Below are 16,519 nucleotides of genomic sequence, written 5' to 3'. Positions count from 1 at the left end.
CCACTCGGTTCGGATAGGTTGCCGGGGTGATTGATACGGACCCGATAGTCCCGGTCCTCACCGGACTGGTCGTCGACGTCGTGCGATTCCTCGCCGAATGCGGGGACGAGGAGGTGGACCCCGACACCGCGGTCAAGATGCTGGAGAGCGTGGCCGACGTGCTGCAACGGCTACCCGACGACCAGCTCGACCGGTTCCTGACCGTGCTGACGGAGCTGGCCGAGGCCGAATCGGACCCCGGGCGACGGGAATTCCTGCAGTCGTTTCCCGTCGCCTGCGGTCTGATCGAGCACCCCGACGACTGAACCCGGAGTCACGGGGTGTGCGGCCGGCCCGCCTTGCGGTCGAGGAAGGCGGTGGGCATGCCGGGCCAGGGGGCATCGGCCGGACGCAGCTCGACATCGCCCCCGCGGGCGGTGGACAACGCCAGCACGCCCGCCACGGCGGTCGCGTTGACGATCTCGCCCGACAGCGCCGCGCGGACCGCCTCGGCGACCGGCATCCGGACGATCTGCAGGTCCGCCTCCTCCAATTCCGGCTCGGGGCGGTCGGTTTCGTAGAGGTCGGTGGCCAGATACACGCGCAGCGCCTCGTCGGTGAAGCCCGGCGACAGCGCGACGTCGACCAGCACCGACCAGCTGTGCGCGGCCAGACCGGTCTCCTCGGCCAGTTCACGCCGGGCCGCGTCGAGCGGATCCTCGCCCGGCTCGTCCAGGAGCCCCGCGGGCAGTTCCAGCAGGCGGCGCCCGAGCGGGTGCCGGTACTGGTTGATCAGCACCACATTGCCATCGGCGTCCACCGCGGTGACCGCGACGGCGCCGTGATGCTCGATCACCTCGCGTTCGGCGATCCGCCCGCCCGGCATCTCGACCTGATCCAGCCGCAACGCCACGATCGCGCCCGAATAGACGATGCGGCTGGATATCGTCCGGAATTCATGCGTTCCGGGCTCACTCATGTCGTTCCCACCGTTCACTCGGCCGCTTCGTCGGCACGCTCGGCCCACAACAGTACCGGTCATCCGCGACTCAGGGCGCGACGCGCTCGTCCTCGTCCAGCTCGACGTCGCCGTCCACGTCCATCGGAAGCCGTTCCGCCGCCTTGTATTTCAGCGCGGCCTGAATCAGCGCCGCGAACAGCGGATGCGGGCGGGTGGGTCGGCTCTTGAGTTCCGGATGCGCCTGGGTCGCCACGAAGAACGGGTGCTTGTCCGCGGGCAGCTCGACGAATTCGACCAGGTGCCCGTCGGGCGAGGTGCCGCTGAATTTCAGCCCGCTCTCGGCGATCTTGGCGCGGTAGGCGTTGTTCACCTCGTAGCGGTGCCGGTGCCGCTCGGACACCTCGGTGGCGCCGTACGCGTGCGCGACGACCGAACCCTGTTCCAGCAGCGCCGGATACGCGCCCAGCCGCATGGTGCCGCCGAGGTCGGCCTCGCCGGCCACGGCCTGCTCCTGATCAGCCATCGTGGAGATGACGGGATGCCGTGTGTCCGGCTCGAATTCGGCCGAATTGGCGTCCTCGAGCCCGACCGAACGCGCCGCCTCGATGACCACGCACTGCAGGCCCAGACACAGGCCCAGCAGCGGGATGCCGCGGGTGCGGGCGTAGCGGATCGCGCCGACCTTGCCCTCGATGCCGCGGATGCCGAAACCACCCGGAATGAGCACCGCGTCCACATCGGTCAGGTGCGCCTGCGCGCCCGCGGCGCTCTCGCACTCGTCGGACTGCACCCAGCGGATGTTCACCTTGGCCTTGGCGGCGAATCCGCCCGCGCGCAGCGCCTCGGTCACCGACAGATAGGCGTCGGGCAGATCCACGTACTTGCCCACCAGCGCGACGGTCACCTGCTCACGCGGGTTGTGCACCCGATCGAGCAGATCACCCCACACCGTCCAGTCCACGTCGCGGAACGGCAGCCCGAGCCGGCGCACCACGTAGGCGTCCAGGCCCTCGCGGTGCAGCACCCGCGGGATGTCGTAGATCGACGGCGCGTCGGGGGTGGAGATGCAGGCGTCCACCTCGACGTCACACATCAGAGCGATCTTGTTCTTCAGCGGCTGCGGCACGTCCCGGTCGCAGCGCAGGATCAGCGCGTCGGGCTGGATGCCGATATTGCGCAGTGCCGCAACCGAATGCTGGGTCGGCTTGGTCTTCAGCTCGCCCGACGGCGCCAGGTACGGGACCAGCGTCACGTGCAGGAAGAAGCAGTGGTCGCGGCCCACCTCGTGCCGGATCTGCCGCGCGGCCTCCAGGAACGGCTGCGATTCGATATCGCCCACGGTGCCGCCGATCTCGGTGATCACCACGTCGGGGGCGTTGCCGTCGCGGTCGGGCGCCGCCATCGCCAGGATGCGCGACTTGATCTCGTCGGTGATGTGCGGGATCACCTGGACGGTGTCGCCGAGGTATTCCCCGCGCCGCTCCTTGGCGATCACCGACGAATAGACCTGTCCGGTGGTGACATTCGCGTCCTGGGACAGTTCGCGGTCCAGGAACCGCTCGTAGTGGCCGACGTCGAGATCGGTCTCGGCGCCGTCCTCGGTCACGAACACCTCGCCGTGCTGGAACGGGTTCATGGTGCCGGGATCGACATTCAGATAGGGATCGAGTTTCTGCATCGTCACGCGCAGACCGCGCGCGGTGAGCAACTGACCGAGGCTGGAGGCCGTCAGGCCCTTACCCAGAGAGGAGGCGACGCCACCACTGACGAAGATGTGCTTGGTAGCCGTTCGCGCCGGAATCCGTGATTGACCCACGGGTCTTCACGTTAACACGGAAATCGGCACCGAATCGAACGGCACGCGCGGTTGCGGAGCGATCGCTGAACACATATGTCACATCAACCCCATCGGTTGCTGTGACACCACCAGCCCCTCGGGCAATCATTCAGCATTCGCTCGGCCACGTTCGTCCCAGCAGCTCCCTCGCGTCCGCCAGCGGAACCGGCTGCGAAAACAGGAAGCCCTGCCCGAACCGGCACCCCGCGTCGGCGAGCACGGCACGATCGGCCGCGGTCTCGATTCCCTCCGCGATCACCGTCAGCCCGAGCGAGTCGGCAATCGCGACGATGGCGCGCACCAGGCCCATCCGCCGCGGATCGCCGTCGATCGCGGTAACAAAGGACCTGTCGATCTTCAGGGCCTGGAACGGCAGGCCGAGCAGGTAGCTCAGCGCGGAATGCCCGGTGCCGAAGTCATCGATCGCGAGCATGATGCCCAGGGCGCGCAATTCCCGCAGTACCGCGACATCGCCGTCGTGGTCGAGCACCGAGTTCTCCACCACCTCGAGGCCCAGCGCGCCGGGCGGCAGCCCCGTCGTGCGCAGGCTGGCGGACACCTCGTCCACGAACCGCGGATCGGCCAGCTGCTGCGCGGAGATGTTGACCGACACGTGAATTCGATCCCCGCCGGGCAGGAAGCGCAGCCCCGCGGTATCGCGGACCGCACGGCGCAGAATCCAGTTGCCCAGCGGGCCGATCAGCCCGGTGTCCTCTGCCAGCGGGATGAAATCCCCGGGCATGAGCGAACCGCGCTCGGGGTGCTCCCAGCGAGCCAGGGCCTCGAAGCCGACGACCCGGCCGGTGTGCAGATCGACGAACGGCTGATAGTGCACGCTCAGCCTGTCCTCGGCGATCGCAGCGGCCAGGTCCCGGCGCAGTTCGTCGTGCTCACGCACCGCCGCGAGCATCGCGGGATCGTATGCGCGCCAACGGCGGTGGCGATCCTGGCGCGCCTCGGCCTCGGCGAGCCCGGCATGTTCCAGGGCCTCGTCCGCGTCCAGGACCCCCACGGTGGTGGCGGCACCGACGTTCACCGTCACCGAGATCCGCGTACTGTCCAAATCCAGTGGGCCGGACAGGGTTTCGTGCAGCAGCCGCGCCTCGGCATCCGCATCCCAGTCCGGTATGCCGGGGGCATCGTCGTCGTCATCGGGCGTGCGCGGGTCGACCAGCAGCGCGAACCGGCCCCCGCTCACCCGCGCCGCATATCCGCGCACCCGGGCCAGGCGCTCGGCGACCGCCACCAGCACCCGGTCTCCGGCCGCGCGCCCGTGCAGCTGGTTGAGTTCGGTGAATCCGTCGATGTCGACGGCCAGCACCAGCGGCGCGGCAGCGGGGCCCGTGGCGGCGTCGGCATACCGCTGCGCGAAACCGGCCCGGGTGCCCAGGCCCGTCAGGTCGTCGTGGAAGGCCAGGCGGTGCAGTTCGCGGTACAGGCGGGCCTGGGAGGTGACATCGCGCATGGTCACCACCAGCGCACCCACCCGCGGGTCCGCCCGCAGATCGGCGATCCGGACGTCGGCCTCCAGCGTGGCCTGCCCGACCGCCAGGTGCCAATGCAACGGAGCGCCGGTGCCCCCGTGGCCCGCCTCGGTGCGCAACAGCTCCCGGACCTCGCGCGCATTGCCCGGCCCCAGCGCCTGAACCAGATCGACCGAGCCCGCCTCGCTTCCGGCGGTCAGGATGTGGGCGCCGGGGCTGACATAGCCGATCCCGCCGTCCGCATCGACGGTCAGGATCATGTCGGAGGCATTGGCGACCAATGTCCGGAAGTACTCCTCGCCGGCCCGGCGGGTCAGCTCGTCGGTCACCGCCACCCGCTGCACGGCCTGACCGGCCTGCGCGACCAGCAGCTCCAGCAGGCCCCGTGCGCGTGGCGGCGCCCCGTCCTCCCCGGCCACGCCGAGCACAACCGGCGCGGCCTCACCGGGCGCCACCGGCGCATACACCATGGTGTGGCCGGTGTCGCCGAAGACGAGAGCGATCGCCTCGGCGGGCCGCATTCCGTCCGGCCCGCCGGCGCGGTGCTCGTCGGCGGGATCGCTGGACACCATCCGCAGTCCGCCGGGCCCGTCCGCGCAGAGCACGATGCGATCGAGCCGGTCGCCGCAGCGGACCGCCGCGGTCAGGGTGACCGACAGAATGTCCGGCACGTCCGGCGCTGCCGCCAGGGCCGCCGCCGCGTGGCGGATCGTGCGTTCGTTGTCGATCCGCTGGCGGGTCTCGGTCAGCAGCAGGCCGACGACCACGACCAGCAGCAGGGTGACCACATTCGTGAACCCTGGATCCACCAGCTCGAGGGCCGGACCAACCAGCAGGATGACGATCACCGTGCCGGTGGGCCGGTGGATCCGGCGTTGCGCCGGGTCAGCGGTGAGCGCGGCGGGGGCCGGCACCAGCGCGGCCGCCGCGACCAGCACCAGCCCCGCCAGCCACGCGGCGTGCAGCGGGCGCAGCGGAATGTGGTAGCCGCGCACGTCGGTGGCGCCGATGCCGACCGCGGCGACCATCAGCAGCATCACCCCGCCGAACACCAGGTTCCCCTGGGCGCCCAGCCGGTCGCGGTCCCGCCGCAGATGCATGCCGAGGATCGCGACGATCAGCACGTCGAACACCACATACGTGATCAGCACCGCGGTCTCGGCGGGCGACTGGTGCCGTGGCGTGGACAGCAGCAGCGCCAGCGTCCCGACGACGATGAAAAGGGTGAGAAACAGGATCAGCGGATCCAGGTCGCCGAACCACGCCCCGCGCCCGGCCCGGCCCGGCAGCAGCATCAGCGCGATCGCCACCGCGCAGAGATAGGGCACCGCATCCAGCAGCGCGAATCCGATCGGGTTCGGCGGATGCGCCTGCGTGTCGACCATGCGATACAGCGCCACCGCCACCACCCCGATGGCGCTGAGCTGCGCGGCGCGCCCCCACAGCCGCGGCCGCGGCGACCCGCGCAGCCAGGGGCCGAGCCCGATCACGACCACGCTCACCGTCGCCAGCACGAGCCAGCAGCTCACCCCGCCGTCACCGCGCCAGAACGCGGCGGCTGGCAATAGCACCGCTACGAGCAGTCCGTAGCCGATCGCGACAGCGCGCACGGACTGCGGAATACCGGACATCCCGGCCGAACCTCCTAGTCAGGACCGGCGGGGAGAGGGTTCGGACCGAACCGTTCCCACCGCCGGGCCGATGGGCGGCCGGACAGGGTAACCGCGGGCCCAGACAGATTTCAGCAACTGATTCGCAACGAAATGTATCTGGTACCTAAAGTTACGTCAACGCCGTCAGGCGGCCATCCGGTTGTTTGTGGTGGCGATCACGCAGCCCGCGCCGCACTAGCTGGGCATCGCGGCCACGGTCAGCGAGTTCGCCTTCGCGCCCGTGCCGTATCGGCCGGTCACACCCTTCAACTGCTCACTCAGCCCGAGAGCCGTTGTCACCCTGCCGATTTCATGATCGACATTATCGACGGTGGTGACCGCGGCGTTCAACTTGTCGTCCGAGCGCACGGCCGCGATCGGACCGGCACCCTCCGCGGATCCGGCCCTGCCCGCCAGCACCGTGCCCACGCCGCGTCCCCGCAGCCCGGCTGCGAACCGGGCGATGATCGAGCCCTGATCGTTCTCCGCGGCCTCGGCTCCCTCGCCGGTCACCACGACCGCCAGCTGCGCCGGACGCACCTGGGTGTAGTTCAGGAAACCACCGCTGCGCAGCGTGTCCAGGATCAGCCCGCGCTCCTGGGGCGTGGCGCGCTCGTGGCCGTCGCCCGGATCGGTGAGCAGCGCCACACCCAGCAGGTCCCCGGACATGCTGCCCTGATCGAGCGACTCGGTCTGTAGCTGCGCCCCGGCGGGGATCATGTTCGTCACCGCCGTGCGCAGCCGGTCGCCCTGGCCGGAATCCACGAACGGGTTCGCCAGGGCTATCACGCCGTTCACCGTCGCACCCGCGGCCGTGAGCGCCTTGCTCACCGCGTCGACATCCGCACCGTCGGCGTCCGGGGTACTGAACACCAGCACACTGTGGCCGGCCAGGGCACCGCCCAGCAGCCGCGCCTCCGCGCCGGACAGAAATGCGTCGGACGCGGCCAGCTGACCGGTCAGCCGGGCGTTCTGCGCGGTCAGGGCATCCACCCTCGGCTGCATATCGCGATGCCCCGGACGCAACGAACCCAGCACACCCGAATGCGCGCCGAGCACCAGTCCGATGGCCAGAGCGAGGAAGATCCCGGCGACCGAAACGGCATGCTGGCGTAGCGAAATCAATTGTCCCCCTTTATTGTTGCCTGTTCAGCAGCTGATGCACCCAGCCCTTGGCGTGGTGCCAGGCGACGAATGCCCAATCCAGCGCCGCGCCACCGGAATGCGTGGCGAGCACCGCGACGCTCAGTGCGACGAGGGCGGCCAGCACCACCAGCGCCACGGCCCACCCGGAGGACCGGTGCCCGTACAGCGTCGCGACCGCCGTGGCATCCATCAGCTTGGGCGCGGTCTTGAGCCGGGTGAGGAAGGTGGCCGCATTGGACTCGCGGCGGCCGCGATCGAAGAAGTCGTCCAGCGACGCCGCCGCACCGCAGGTGATGATCAGCGCCGCGCCGTGGTGATCGGCCAGCAGCAGGGCCAGATCGGCCGCGGACCCCGAGGACGGGAATGTCGTCGCGCCGATGCCCAGATCCTGAATGCGCTCGAGGCCCTTGGCGTGTCCGTCGGTGTCCGCGGGCAGGATCACCTCGGCGCCGGACTTGAGGGTGGTCGCGGTGATCTCCTCCGGATCCCCGACGATCAGATCGGGCCGGTACCCGCGCCTGGTCAGCGTGTCCGCGCCGCGCCCGACCCCGATCAGGATCGGCGCGTACTCCTTGATGAACGGCTTGAGCCCCCGTAGCCCGTCGTCGTGCTCGGGCCCATCGGCCACCACGACGACATGCCGGTTGCGCATGGTCAATTCCAGCTCCGGCACCCCGAAACCATCTATGAGCAGCGCACTTTCGGTGCGGATGAATTCGACCGTATTGCCCGCGAAGGCCTCCAGATGATCGGAGAGTCCCTTTCTGGCCGCGATCATGCGTTCGGCGATGGTCGCCTCGGTGAGCTCGATGCCCTCCACCAGGACCTCGGGCTCCTTCTTGGTGAGCCGGTCGGCATAGACGACGCCCGCGCAGACGCGGACCTTGGCACCGTCCTTGATCTTGGCGAAGGCATCGTTGGACACGGCGTCCAGCAGCAGGATTCCGTTGGCCACCAGCACCTCCGGCCCGAGGTTGGGATAGCGCCCGGAGATCGACGGGGAGACGTTGACCACCGCCGCCACGCCCGCCGCGACGAGCCGGTCGGCGGTGAGCCGATCCAGGTCCATCTCGTCGAGTAGCACAATATCGCCGGGGCCCACGCGCTTGAGGAGGCGCCGGGTGTTGCGATCGACCCGGGCCATGCCCGTCAGCCCCGGCAGCGTTTCGTTGGTCCTCGACAACAGCGCCAGCATCCTCATGGCATCCGATGGTTAACCCGAACTCTCAACCTTTGCTGGAGGCGCGCCGCATGATCTGTCACATTCCTTACGGTCGGCAGGGTGACGGTTCGCACATCGGACAGAACAGGCGCCGACGGCCTACCGCTATGCTGTGCCGACGGCACATTGATGCGACTACCAGTCACAGGAACTTGTTCTCGCTCGGCCCGCCCAGAAGGAGACTCGACCATGGCCAGCACCACCATCGACACGGTGATTTCCGCGCCCCGTGACGTCGTCTACAAGCTCTTCACCGAACGCGACAGCCTCAACGCCTACCTGCCGATCAACTTCACCCTGCGCAAGCCCGGCGACACCGAGCGTTCGGGCGTGGGCGCGCGCTACCTGGTCGGCCTCGGCGGCGTCGGGATCACCGAGGAGACCACCGAACTGGTGCCCGGTGAGCGCATGGCATACAAGATCGTGGCCGGCGCCCCGGTGAAGCGCCACATCGGCGTCATCACCTTCGCCGACGCCGACGGCGGCACCCTGGTCTCCTACCGCATGGACTCCGAGCCCAAGATCCCGGTCCCGGACCGGCTCACCGAGCTGGCCCTGCGCGGTCTGATCAACCCGTTCCTGGCCGCGGCCCGCAAGGCTGTGAAATAACCACGCTTCAGCCAGCCGCCGGGGCGACCGCCTCCTTCTCGGAGCGAGCGGTCGCCAGCAACTCCTCCGCATGAGCGCGGCCGGTCTCGGTGTCGTCGAGACCGGCCAGCATGCGGGCCAGCTCCACGACCCGCTCCTCGGTGGTCAGGGTGCGCACGCCGCTGTTGACGCCCTTGCCGTCGTCGACCTTGTCGACCACCAGATGTGTATCCGCGAACGCGGCCACCTGCGGCAGGTGGGTCACCACGATCACCTGATGGGTGCGCGCGAGCTGCGCGAGGCGCCGCCCGATCTCCACCGCGGCCCGCCCGCCGACACCGGCGTCGACCTCGTCGAACACCATGGTGCTGCCGTGCTCGGAGCTGGCGAGCACGACCTCGAGGGCCAGCATCACCCGCGACAGCTCACCGCCCGAGGCGCTGCGGCTCAGCGGCAGCGACTGCGCGCCCGAATGCGCCGAGAGCCGGAACTCCGCCTCGTCGACGCCGCTGGATCCGGCGTGTAACTCGCTGCCGCCCAGCATGATCGGCGCCGAATCCTGCGCGCTCGCGGGCACCGGCCGCACCTGCACCTCGAGCTTCGCCCGGCCCATCGCCAGCCCGCCCAATTCCGAACTCACCGCCGCCGCCAACTTCTTGGCGGCCTTGGTGCGCGCGGTGGTGAGCTTGCGCGCCGCCTCGCGCACCTGTTCCGCGGCCGATTCGACCTCGGCGGACAGTGCGGCCAAGGCATCCTCGGAGACATCGAGCGAATCCAGGCGCCCGCGCGCGTCGTGCGCCCAGGCCAGCACGCCGTCGATGTCGGGCGCGTATTTCCTTGTCAGCGTCTTCAATTCGGCCTGCCGGTTGAGCAGCGAATCCAGCGCGCCCGGATCCGACGGCAGATCCGACAGGTAAGTGCTGAGCTCGGTGGTCAGATCGACCACCACCGACACCGCATCGCCCAGCCGCGGCGCAAGCTCGGACAGCACCCGGTCCTCGGACGACTCCAGCCGCGCCCGCGCCACGCCCAGCAGATCCAGCGCGCCCGAGCCCTCACCGGGCGCATCGGCGGGACCGGCCAGCGCATCGTGCGCGGCGGTCGCGGCCTCGCGCAGCGAATCCAGATCCGAGAGCCTGCGCACCTCCTCGACGATTCGCTCGTCCTCGCCGGGCTCCGGTGCGAGGGAATCGATCTCGTCCAGGGAGTGCTTCAGCCGATCGGCCTCGAGCGCCAGTTCCCGGCTGCGCGCGGTGCGCTCGAGCAGCTCGTTGCGGGCATCGAGCCAGGTGCGCCGCGCCAGCCGGTACTTGCGCAGCAGCGCCGCGGTCGACTCGCCCGCGAACTGATCCAGCGCCGCGAGCTGCTGATCGGGGCGCTGCAGCCGCAACTGATCGTTCTGGCCGTGCACGGTCAGCAGCGGCGCGGTGAAATCCGACAGCACCGCCGCGGGCACGCCGCGCCCGCCCAGGTGCGCGCGGGAGCGGCCGTCGCTGCCGACGGTGCGCACGGCGATGATGCTGCCGTCGTCGTCGCGTTGCGCCCCAGCCGATTCCAGCACCTTCTCGACCTCGTCGCGGGCGCCGGCGTGCACCTCCTCGACGGTGAACCGGCCCTCCACCACCGCCCGGGCGGCGCCGCGGCGCACCCGTCCGGCGTCCGCGCGGGCGCCGCTGAGCAGGTGCAGGCTGGTCACCACCATCGTCTTGCCGGCGCCCGTCTCACCGGTCAGACAGGTCAGCCCCGCATGGAATTGCGCTGTGGCGGTGGATATAACGCCAAGACCGTCAATCCTGATCTCTGTCAGCACTCGAGCTCTCCGTTCGGCTGTCCTCAATGCCGCCTGACCCGGGCTGCGCCGCGTCGTCGCAGGGCGCCTCCTGCGTGCCCGTCCGCTCGGACGGCCCGCGCCAGCCTGTCACGGGTAACTGAAACTTGCGCACCATCCGGTCGGTGAACGGCGCGGAATCCAGCCGCACCCAGCGCACCGGCTCGGCGCCGCGGACCGCCTCGAACCGGGCGCCCCGCGGCAACGCCAGGGTACGACGGCCGTCCAGGAACACCACCGCATCATGCCCGCTCGCAACGGTTTCCACCGCGATCCGCGAATCCGGGCTGGTCACCAGCGGCCGCGCGAACAGGGCGTGCGCGTTGCTCGGGATCACCAGCAACGCCTCGAGCTCCGGCCACACCACCGGGCCGCCGGCGGAGAAGGCGTAGGCGGTGGAACCGGTCGGGGTGGCGATCAGCACTCCGTCGCAGCCGAACTGCGACACCGGGCGGCCGTCGACCTCGAGTACCAACTCCAGCACGCCCATGCGGACGGCATTCTCGATGCTCGCCTCGTTCAGTGCCCAGCCGCGTTCCACCACCACATCATCGACCCGGACACTGACATCTATCGTCATCCGCTGCTCGAGGCGGTAATCGCCGTGCACGACCTGCGCGAGCGCCTCGTCCAGGTGGTCGGCCTCGGCCTCGGTGAGGAATCCGATGCGGCCCAGGTTGATTCCCAGTACCGGCACCCGCGCGGGGCGGGCCATCTCGGCCGCGCGCAGGAAGGTGCCGTCGCCACCGAGCGCGAGCACCATTTCGCAGCCGACCGCGGCGCCCGGGGCGTGGGCGACCGCGCGCACGGGGTAGCCGTCCGGCTCGCCGGTCTCGTCGCAGTCGAGCCGGGTGCTGTCCGCCTCGTCCGCCAGCACCCGCAGGCCGATGCCCGCGTCGTCGAAGATCTTCGCCATCCTGTGCGCGGTCTCGGTGAGTTCGGGGCGGCCGGGATGGGCCACCAGCAGGATCTCCCGGTTCCTCGGGAATGCGTGGTGGGCGGTCACTGTGGGCCCTCCTGCACCGCGCGCTCCACCAATGCGCTCACATCCACCTCTGCCCCACTGCTCCGTTTACTCAGCCACAGAAAGTATTCGACATTGCCCGACGGCCCGGGCAGCGGGCTCGCCACGACACCTCGGGTGCGCAGCCCCAGCTCCGCGGCCGCGGCCGCCACCCCGCGCACCGATTCGGCCCGCAACGCCGGATCCCGCACCACACCGCCGGAGCCTACCCGCTCCTTGCCGACCTCGAATTGCGGTTTCACCATCGGCAGCAGGTCCGCGCCGGCCGCACAGCAGCGGGCCAGCGCGGGCAGTACCAGCCCCAGGGAGATGAACGACAGATCCGCCACGACCAGCTCGACCTCGCCGCCGATGGCCTCGGGCTCCAGCGCCCGGACGTTCGTGCGGTCGAAGACACGCACCCGCTCGTCGTTCTGCAGCCGCCAGATCAGCTGGCCGTAACCGACATCCACCGCTACTACCTCGCGCGCGCCGCGGGTCAGCAGCACATCGGTGAATCCGCCGGTCGAGGCCCCCGCATCCAGGCAGCGCCGGCCGGACACCGTCAACCCCTGTGGTTCGAACGCCTCGAGCGCACCCAGCAGCTTGTGCGCACCGCGCGAGGCCCACTGCACCTCGTCGGGCTCCTCGCGCACGACGAGCGGGGTACCCGTCTCGACGGCCGTGGCCGGTTTCGAGGCGACCGTACCGTTGATGAGGACACGGCCCGCACCGATCAGCTCGACCGCATGCTCACGCGAGCGTGCCAATCCGCGGCGAACCAGTTCCGCGTCCACCCGAGCGCGCCTGGCCACCTCAGATCTTGTCCACCGTCGTCAGGGCCTGAACCAGGACCTCGTGCGCCTGCTCCAGGATGTGGGCGCGGCGGGTGATCTCGACGCCGGCGCCCGGCGAACTCACCCCAAGATCCTGCGCCTGCTCCCCCGGAACGCGCGGTCCCGCAGTCAATTCCGCCAGCAACGCCTCGACCTCCGCGCGCACCGTCGCCGGATCGGCGAATTCCGCCGGATCGGCGCCCCCGAGGTGCTGCCCGGGCAACGGAACTCCCGGCCGGGGCCCGGGGCCCGGCTGCTGCGGATGCGACGTCGACGTAGTCATGGTGCCGACAACGCTACCGGAGTTCGAATTCGAACACACGTACCAGGCGGATTCCGAGCCGAGTCCACCCGATCGCGGTCGGTCACAAAGGTAACCCCGCTTCCGGCTACGTGTTTACTTCGTTCCCAGGATTCGCTCCAGCACGACGACCGGGCGGCGCTATCGAGGCTCTGCCGTGTTCGCCTCGCGCCAGCGACCGGGTGGTAGGCCGTGGTGTCGTCGGAAGGTTGCCGCGAAGGCGTTGGGTGAGGTGTATCCGGTCTTACGAGCGATCTGGTCGAGGGTGAGTTCTCCGGCCAGGAGGTAGTCGCGTGCAAGGGTGAGGCGCCAGTCGGTGAGGTATTGCATCGGGGTCTGGCCGAGCGCGCGCTCGAAATTGCGGGCGAACGTTGCACGTGACATCGCGGTGAGTTGCGCGAGTTGCGGGACGGTCCAGCCGCGGTCCGGCCGTTCGTGCATCGCCCGGAGGGCTCGGCCGAGTCGGGGATCTTCGGCGGCGCGGTACCAGCGTGGCGCGGTGGAGCTCTGGTCGTAGGACGCGCGCAGGACGAGCACGAGAAGGACGTCCAGGAGCCTGTCGAGAACGGTTTGGCTACCCGGCGCCGACTGCTGGAGTTCCCGCGAGATCAGGGATACGACGTCGTGCACCTGGTCGTGTGCGGATGGCCGGATGACCAGCAGGGGCGGGAGCGCCTGGATCAGGCTCCGGCCGACATCGCCGGAGAGCCGGTAGGCGCCACACAAGAAGACCGACGCTTCGGGATCGGTGGCGTCGGATATCGATGCCCGTGCCCAGAACTGTTCGTGGGACACGCAGCTCGCCGGATTCGGCTCGTCGGCGATGTGATGGTCGCGCCCGCCGACAGCGATGGCGAGGTCGCCCGGGAACAGGCGATGGGCTTCGGTGATGTCGTCGAGCCACAGCCACGCATGGCCGCGCAGTACCGTGTGCAGCGAGAGCTGAATCGAGCCGGGCAAGGTCAGCCCCCAGGGTGGCAACGCCACCGAGCGCGCGAACACCGCGCCCGACGCCCGAGCCCGCACCAAATAGTCCTGCAGTAGGTCCACAGGATGAGCGTATCGCGTTGCAATCGGATCGGATCACGCATTGATACACACATACAGGCGGTACAGGCTGGAGACATGAATGGAAACCTGCCCACCATCCTCGTCCTCGGGGCGACCGGCAAGACCGGCTCCCGCGTCGTTTCCCACCTCGCACAGCGCGCCGTCGCCGTCCGCACCGCCGCGAGGTCCGGCGCCGACATCGACTTCGACTGGAGCGACCGCGAAACCTACGCCGCGGCAGTGGAATCCGTCGACCGCATCTATCTGATGGCACCTGTCCTGCGCACCGACTTCGCCCCGGATGTCGCGGTGTTCCTCGATGCCGCCGAGGCGGCCGGGGTCCAGCACGTGACCTTCCTGAGCGCCTACGGAATGGAACACGCGCCCGAGCAAGTCGCCACCCGGGCAGTCGAACTCGACCTGATCGATCGCCGACGGCTCGGCCACACGATTCTGCGTCCGGCGTGGTTCATGCAGAACTTCAGCGAAACATTCCTGCGGCCGATCGACGGTGCCGTCGTCGTACCCACCGGCAACGGCAGCGAGGCGTTCATCGACGTCGAAGACATCGCAGCCGTCGCCGCGGACACGCTCGCCGATCCAGGTGCGCACGCCGCTGCGGAGTACAGCCTGACCGGCCCGCAAGCCCTCACCGTCGCCGATGCCGCCGCCATCATCGGCCGAGCCGCCGGCCGGTCATTCGTTCACCAGGACCCGGACCGCGACACCTGGGTCGCTGGTGTCCTGGCAACCGGGATCCCGGCCGAGTACGGCGCTGTCCTGCGGCAGCTGACCGCAACGATCGCAGCGGGCAACGGTTCCCGGCCCAACGACACCGTCGAGAAGATCACCGGCCACCCCGCACGAACCTTCGACGAGTTCACCCGGGCCAACGCCTCCGCATGGAAGGACGCAGAATGATCGACCACGTCTACATCTCCGTCACCGATATCGACACCGCACTCGCGTTCTATCTCGGAGCCCTCGCCCCCGTGGGCTGGCGTGCGTTCGGAAACTACAGCGCCTCCTCCGGGCCGGACACCGTACCCGACCTGTTCGGCATCGGCGACGCCGACTACATCTCGGGCAAGCGGGTCGGGTCGAGCATCTGGCTGCGACGGCGCACACCCGGCGAGACGGGCCTCTACCTCGGAATCGTCTGCGACAGCAACGAGATGGTCGACGCCGCATATGCCGCAGCCATCACCGCAGGCGGAATCGACGAAGGCGAACCGGCCGATCGAACCTACTTCGCACCCGGCTACTACGCCGCCAACGTGCGCGACGCCGACGGCAACCGCCTCGAGTTCGTCCACAAGGCATGGAACACAACACGGTAGATGTTTCGGCAAGCCTGACCGGGCGTCCAGCGCCCGAGGGGCGCCTGAGAATTGCGGCCCCGGTGGGCATTACGACGAGCGGTTGTATCCGTCGCCGAGGGCGTGGAGGGTCCCGGCGGGCCGGGGCTCGACGTCGACGATGGCATGGCCGAGGTCGGGGTCGCCGCAGCACACGAACTCATCACCGGCGGTCAGCGGGACGCCGAGGTCATGGTGCGGGTCGGGCGTCGGTGGCGGCCGGACCGGATAGAGTTCGTCCAGGTCGGTGGCGAGCCCGCCCTCAGATCCACGTGGTCACCTCCAGGACGGCCGCCTCGTCTCCCTGACGACCACACACGCGAGGGAGGACGCTTCATGAAAGGCATCACCGTTCGGGATCGTGACGCCGGAGTCGCGGGAATGACCCTGACATCCGATCTGCCGTATCCGCGTGCGGCCGAGAACGATGTGATCGTGCGAGTGCACGCCGCGGGCTTCACGCCCGGCGAGCTGACGTGGCCCGGCACCTGGACCGACCGCGCCGGTCGGGATCGCACACCCAGCGTGCCCGGGCACGAACTGTCCGGCGAGGTGGCCGAATTGGGTTATGGCACTACGGGTTTGACCATCGGGCAGCGAGTGTTCGGCCTCGCCGACTGGACTCGCGACGGCACCCTGGCCGAGTACGTCGCCGTGGAGGCCCGCAATCTCGCGCCGCTGCCGGCCGACATCGACCACACCGCTGCCGCCGCACTGCCGATCTCCGGGCTGACCGCCTGGCAGGCCCTGTTCGATCATGCCCGCCTGCACCCCGGCCAGATCGTCCTGATCCACGGCGCGGCGGGTGGGGTCGGGTCGATCGCGACGCGACTGGCCCGCGAGATCGGCGCCCGCGTCATCGGCACCGGCCGGGCCCGCGACCGCGGCCGCGCGCTCGAACTCGGCGCACACGCCTTCCTGGACCTGGAGACCGAGCCGCTCACCGACGCCGGCGAGGTCGACGTGGTATTCGACGTCATCGGCGGCGACATCCTGGACCGCTCGGCCGCCCTCGTCCGGGCCGGCGGGACGCTGGTAACGATCGCCGCACCGCCCCGGGTGCAACCGACCAACGGGCGCGCGATCTTCTTCGTCGTCGAATCCGACCGCGCCCAGCTCACCGAGCTCGCGGCCCGCGTGCGCGACGGCCGCATCACCCCGGGCGTCGGCGCCGTCCACCCACTGGCCGAGGCGCCCGCGGTGTTCGCCTCGAAGAACCGCACACCCGGCAAGACGATCATCCGCGTGATCGAAAACTGAGATCGTGACGCATC

The 16,519-nt window shown here is 69.7% G+C and carries 15 protein-coding genes; 5 read left to right on the top strand and 10 right to left on the bottom strand.

Annotated features, from left to right (window positions below):
• The first annotated feature begins 26 nt into the window (after nucleotides 1-26).
• A complete protein-coding gene (locus KO481_RS30095) occupies nucleotides 27-305 on the top strand; it encodes a hypothetical protein (RefSeq protein ID WP_215921780.1) in 279 nt (92 codons plus the stop codon).
• 8 nt (nucleotides 306-313) lie between these two features.
• Here the strand turns inward: KO481_RS30095 and KO481_RS30090 are convergent, their stop codons facing one another.
• The 5 genes from KO481_RS30090 to steA form a co-directional block, all read right to left on the bottom strand.
• Entirely contained in the window at nucleotides 314-958 is a 645-nt protein-coding gene (locus KO481_RS30090; protein ID WP_215921778.1) for an NUDIX domain-containing protein, read from the bottom strand.
• A gap of 70 nt (nucleotides 959-1,028) precedes the next feature.
• Nucleotides 1,029-2,756 carry a CTP synthase gene (gene pyrG, locus KO481_RS30085; RefSeq protein WP_215921776.1) on the bottom strand — a complete coding sequence of 576 codons (1,728 nt, stop codon included), beginning with the start codon at nucleotides 2,754-2,756 and terminating at the stop codon, nucleotides 1,029-1,031.
• 130 nt (nucleotides 2,757-2,886) lie between these two features.
• On the bottom strand, nucleotides 2,887-5,892 hold the full coding sequence (locus tag KO481_RS30080; RefSeq protein ID WP_215921774.1) for a putative bifunctional diguanylate cyclase/phosphodiesterase: 3,006 nt from the start codon (nucleotides 5,890-5,892) through the stop codon (nucleotides 2,887-2,889).
• 216 nt (nucleotides 5,893-6,108) lie between these two features.
• Complete coding sequence (locus tag KO481_RS30075) at nucleotides 6,109-7,038, bottom strand: copper transporter (RefSeq protein WP_215921773.1); 930 nt, start codon at nucleotides 7,036-7,038, stop codon at nucleotides 6,109-6,111.
• A 10-nt stretch (nucleotides 7,039-7,048) separates the two neighbouring features.
• Entirely contained in the window at nucleotides 7,049-8,260 is a 1,212-nt protein-coding gene (gene steA, locus KO481_RS30070) for a putative cytokinetic ring protein SteA (protein ID WP_215921772.1), read from the bottom strand.
• Between the two features lie 210 nt (nucleotides 8,261-8,470).
• Here steA and KO481_RS30065 point away from each other — a divergent pair, with 210 nt between their 5' ends.
• A complete protein-coding gene (locus KO481_RS30065; protein ID WP_215921771.1) occupies nucleotides 8,471-8,890 on the top strand; it encodes an SRPBCC family protein in 420 nt (139 codons plus the stop codon).
• A 7-nt stretch (nucleotides 8,891-8,897) separates the two neighbouring features.
• Here KO481_RS30065 and recN read toward each other — a convergent pair whose 3' ends face one another.
• The 5 genes from recN to KO481_RS30040 all read right to left on the bottom strand — a co-directional run bounded on the left by recN (nucleotide 8,898) and on the right by KO481_RS30040 (nucleotide 13,887).
• A complete protein-coding gene (recN, locus tag KO481_RS30060) occupies nucleotides 8,898-10,679 on the bottom strand; it encodes a DNA repair protein RecN (RefSeq protein WP_215921770.1) in 1,782 nt (593 codons plus the stop codon).
• Nucleotides 10,657-11,703 (bottom strand): NAD kinase, encoded by a 1,047-nt coding sequence (locus KO481_RS30055; RefSeq protein ID WP_215921769.1) that lies wholly within the window; start codon nucleotides 11,701-11,703, stop codon nucleotides 10,657-10,659. The genes recN and KO481_RS30055 overlap by 23 nt, the downstream gene beginning before the upstream one ends.
• The gene (locus KO481_RS30050; RefSeq protein WP_215921768.1) at nucleotides 11,700-12,515 is read right to left on the bottom strand and encodes a TlyA family RNA methyltransferase; all 816 of its coding nucleotides are present in this window, start codon (nucleotides 12,513-12,515) and stop codon (nucleotides 11,700-11,702) included. Before KO481_RS30050 ends, KO481_RS30055 begins: the two co-directional genes overlap by 4 nt.
• A 1-nt stretch (nucleotide 12,516) precedes the next feature.
• Nucleotides 12,517-12,819: a hypothetical protein gene (locus KO481_RS30045; RefSeq protein WP_215921766.1), complete on the bottom strand. Its 303-nt coding sequence runs from the start codon at nucleotides 12,817-12,819 to the stop codon at nucleotides 12,517-12,519.
• A gap of 159 nt (nucleotides 12,820-12,978) precedes the next feature.
• On the bottom strand, nucleotides 12,979-13,887 hold the full coding sequence (locus tag KO481_RS30040) for an AraC family transcriptional regulator (RefSeq protein ID WP_215921764.1): 909 nt from the start codon (nucleotides 13,885-13,887) through the stop codon (nucleotides 12,979-12,981).
• Nucleotides 13,888-13,962: 75 nt separating this feature from the next.
• Here KO481_RS30040 and KO481_RS30035 point away from each other — a divergent pair, with 75 nt between their 5' ends.
• The 3 genes from KO481_RS30035 (at nucleotide 13,963) to KO481_RS30025 (ending at nucleotide 16,505) form a co-directional block, all read left to right on the top strand.
• Complete coding sequence (locus tag KO481_RS30035) at nucleotides 13,963-14,808, top strand: NmrA family NAD(P)-binding protein (RefSeq protein ID WP_215921762.1); 846 nt, start codon at nucleotides 13,963-13,965, stop codon at nucleotides 14,806-14,808.
• On the top strand, nucleotides 14,805-15,227 hold the full coding sequence (locus tag KO481_RS30030) for a VOC family protein (protein ID WP_215921760.1): 423 nt from the start codon (nucleotides 14,805-14,807) through the stop codon (nucleotides 15,225-15,227). The genes KO481_RS30035 and KO481_RS30030 overlap by 4 nt, the downstream gene beginning before the upstream one ends.
• Nucleotides 15,228-15,581: 354 nt before the next feature.
• Nucleotides 15,582-16,505, top strand: a complete 924-nt coding sequence (locus tag KO481_RS30025; RefSeq protein WP_215921758.1) for an NADP-dependent oxidoreductase — start codon at nucleotides 15,582-15,584, stop codon at nucleotides 16,503-16,505.
• The last annotated feature ends 14 nt before the right edge of the window (nucleotides 16,506-16,519 follow it).

This window comes from Nocardia albiluteola (assembly GCF_018860155.1).
Taxonomy (GTDB): domain Bacteria; phylum Actinomycetota; class Actinomycetes; order Mycobacteriales; family Mycobacteriaceae; genus Nocardia; species Nocardia albiluteola.
Note: the sequence above shows the minus strand (reverse complement) of the source record. Positions and strands in the feature narration are given on the sequence as shown.

What these genes read in the sequence shown, in the direction of transcription:
- KO481_RS30090 (WP_215921778.1), bottom strand. Translation starts at nt 958, where the DNA reads ATGAGTGAGCCCGGAACGCATGAATTCCGGACGATATCCAGCCGCATC.
- KO481_RS30080 (WP_215921774.1), bottom strand. Translation starts at nt 5,892, where the DNA reads ATGTCCGGTATTCCGCAGTCCGTGCGCGCTGTCGCGATCGGCTACGGA.
- steA (WP_215921772.1), bottom strand. Translation starts at nt 8,260, where the DNA reads ATGAGGATGCTGGCGCTGTTGTCGAGGACCAACGAAACGCTGCCGGGG.
- KO481_RS30065 (WP_215921771.1), top strand. Translation starts at nt 8,471, where the DNA reads ATGGCCAGCACCACCATCGACACGGTGATTTCCGCGCCCCGTGACGTC.
- KO481_RS30045 (WP_215921766.1), bottom strand. Translation starts at nt 12,819, where the DNA reads ATGACTACGTCGACGTCGCATCCGCAGCAGCCGGGCCCCGGGCCCCGG.
- KO481_RS30035 (WP_215921762.1), top strand. Translation starts at nt 13,963, where the DNA reads ATGAATGGAAACCTGCCCACCATCCTCGTCCTCGGGGCGACCGGCAAG.
- KO481_RS30030 (WP_215921760.1), top strand. Translation starts at nt 14,805, where the DNA reads ATGATCGACCACGTCTACATCTCCGTCACCGATATCGACACCGCACTC.
- KO481_RS30025 (WP_215921758.1), top strand. Translation starts at nt 15,582, where the DNA reads ATGAAAGGCATCACCGTTCGGGATCGTGACGCCGGAGTCGCGGGAATG.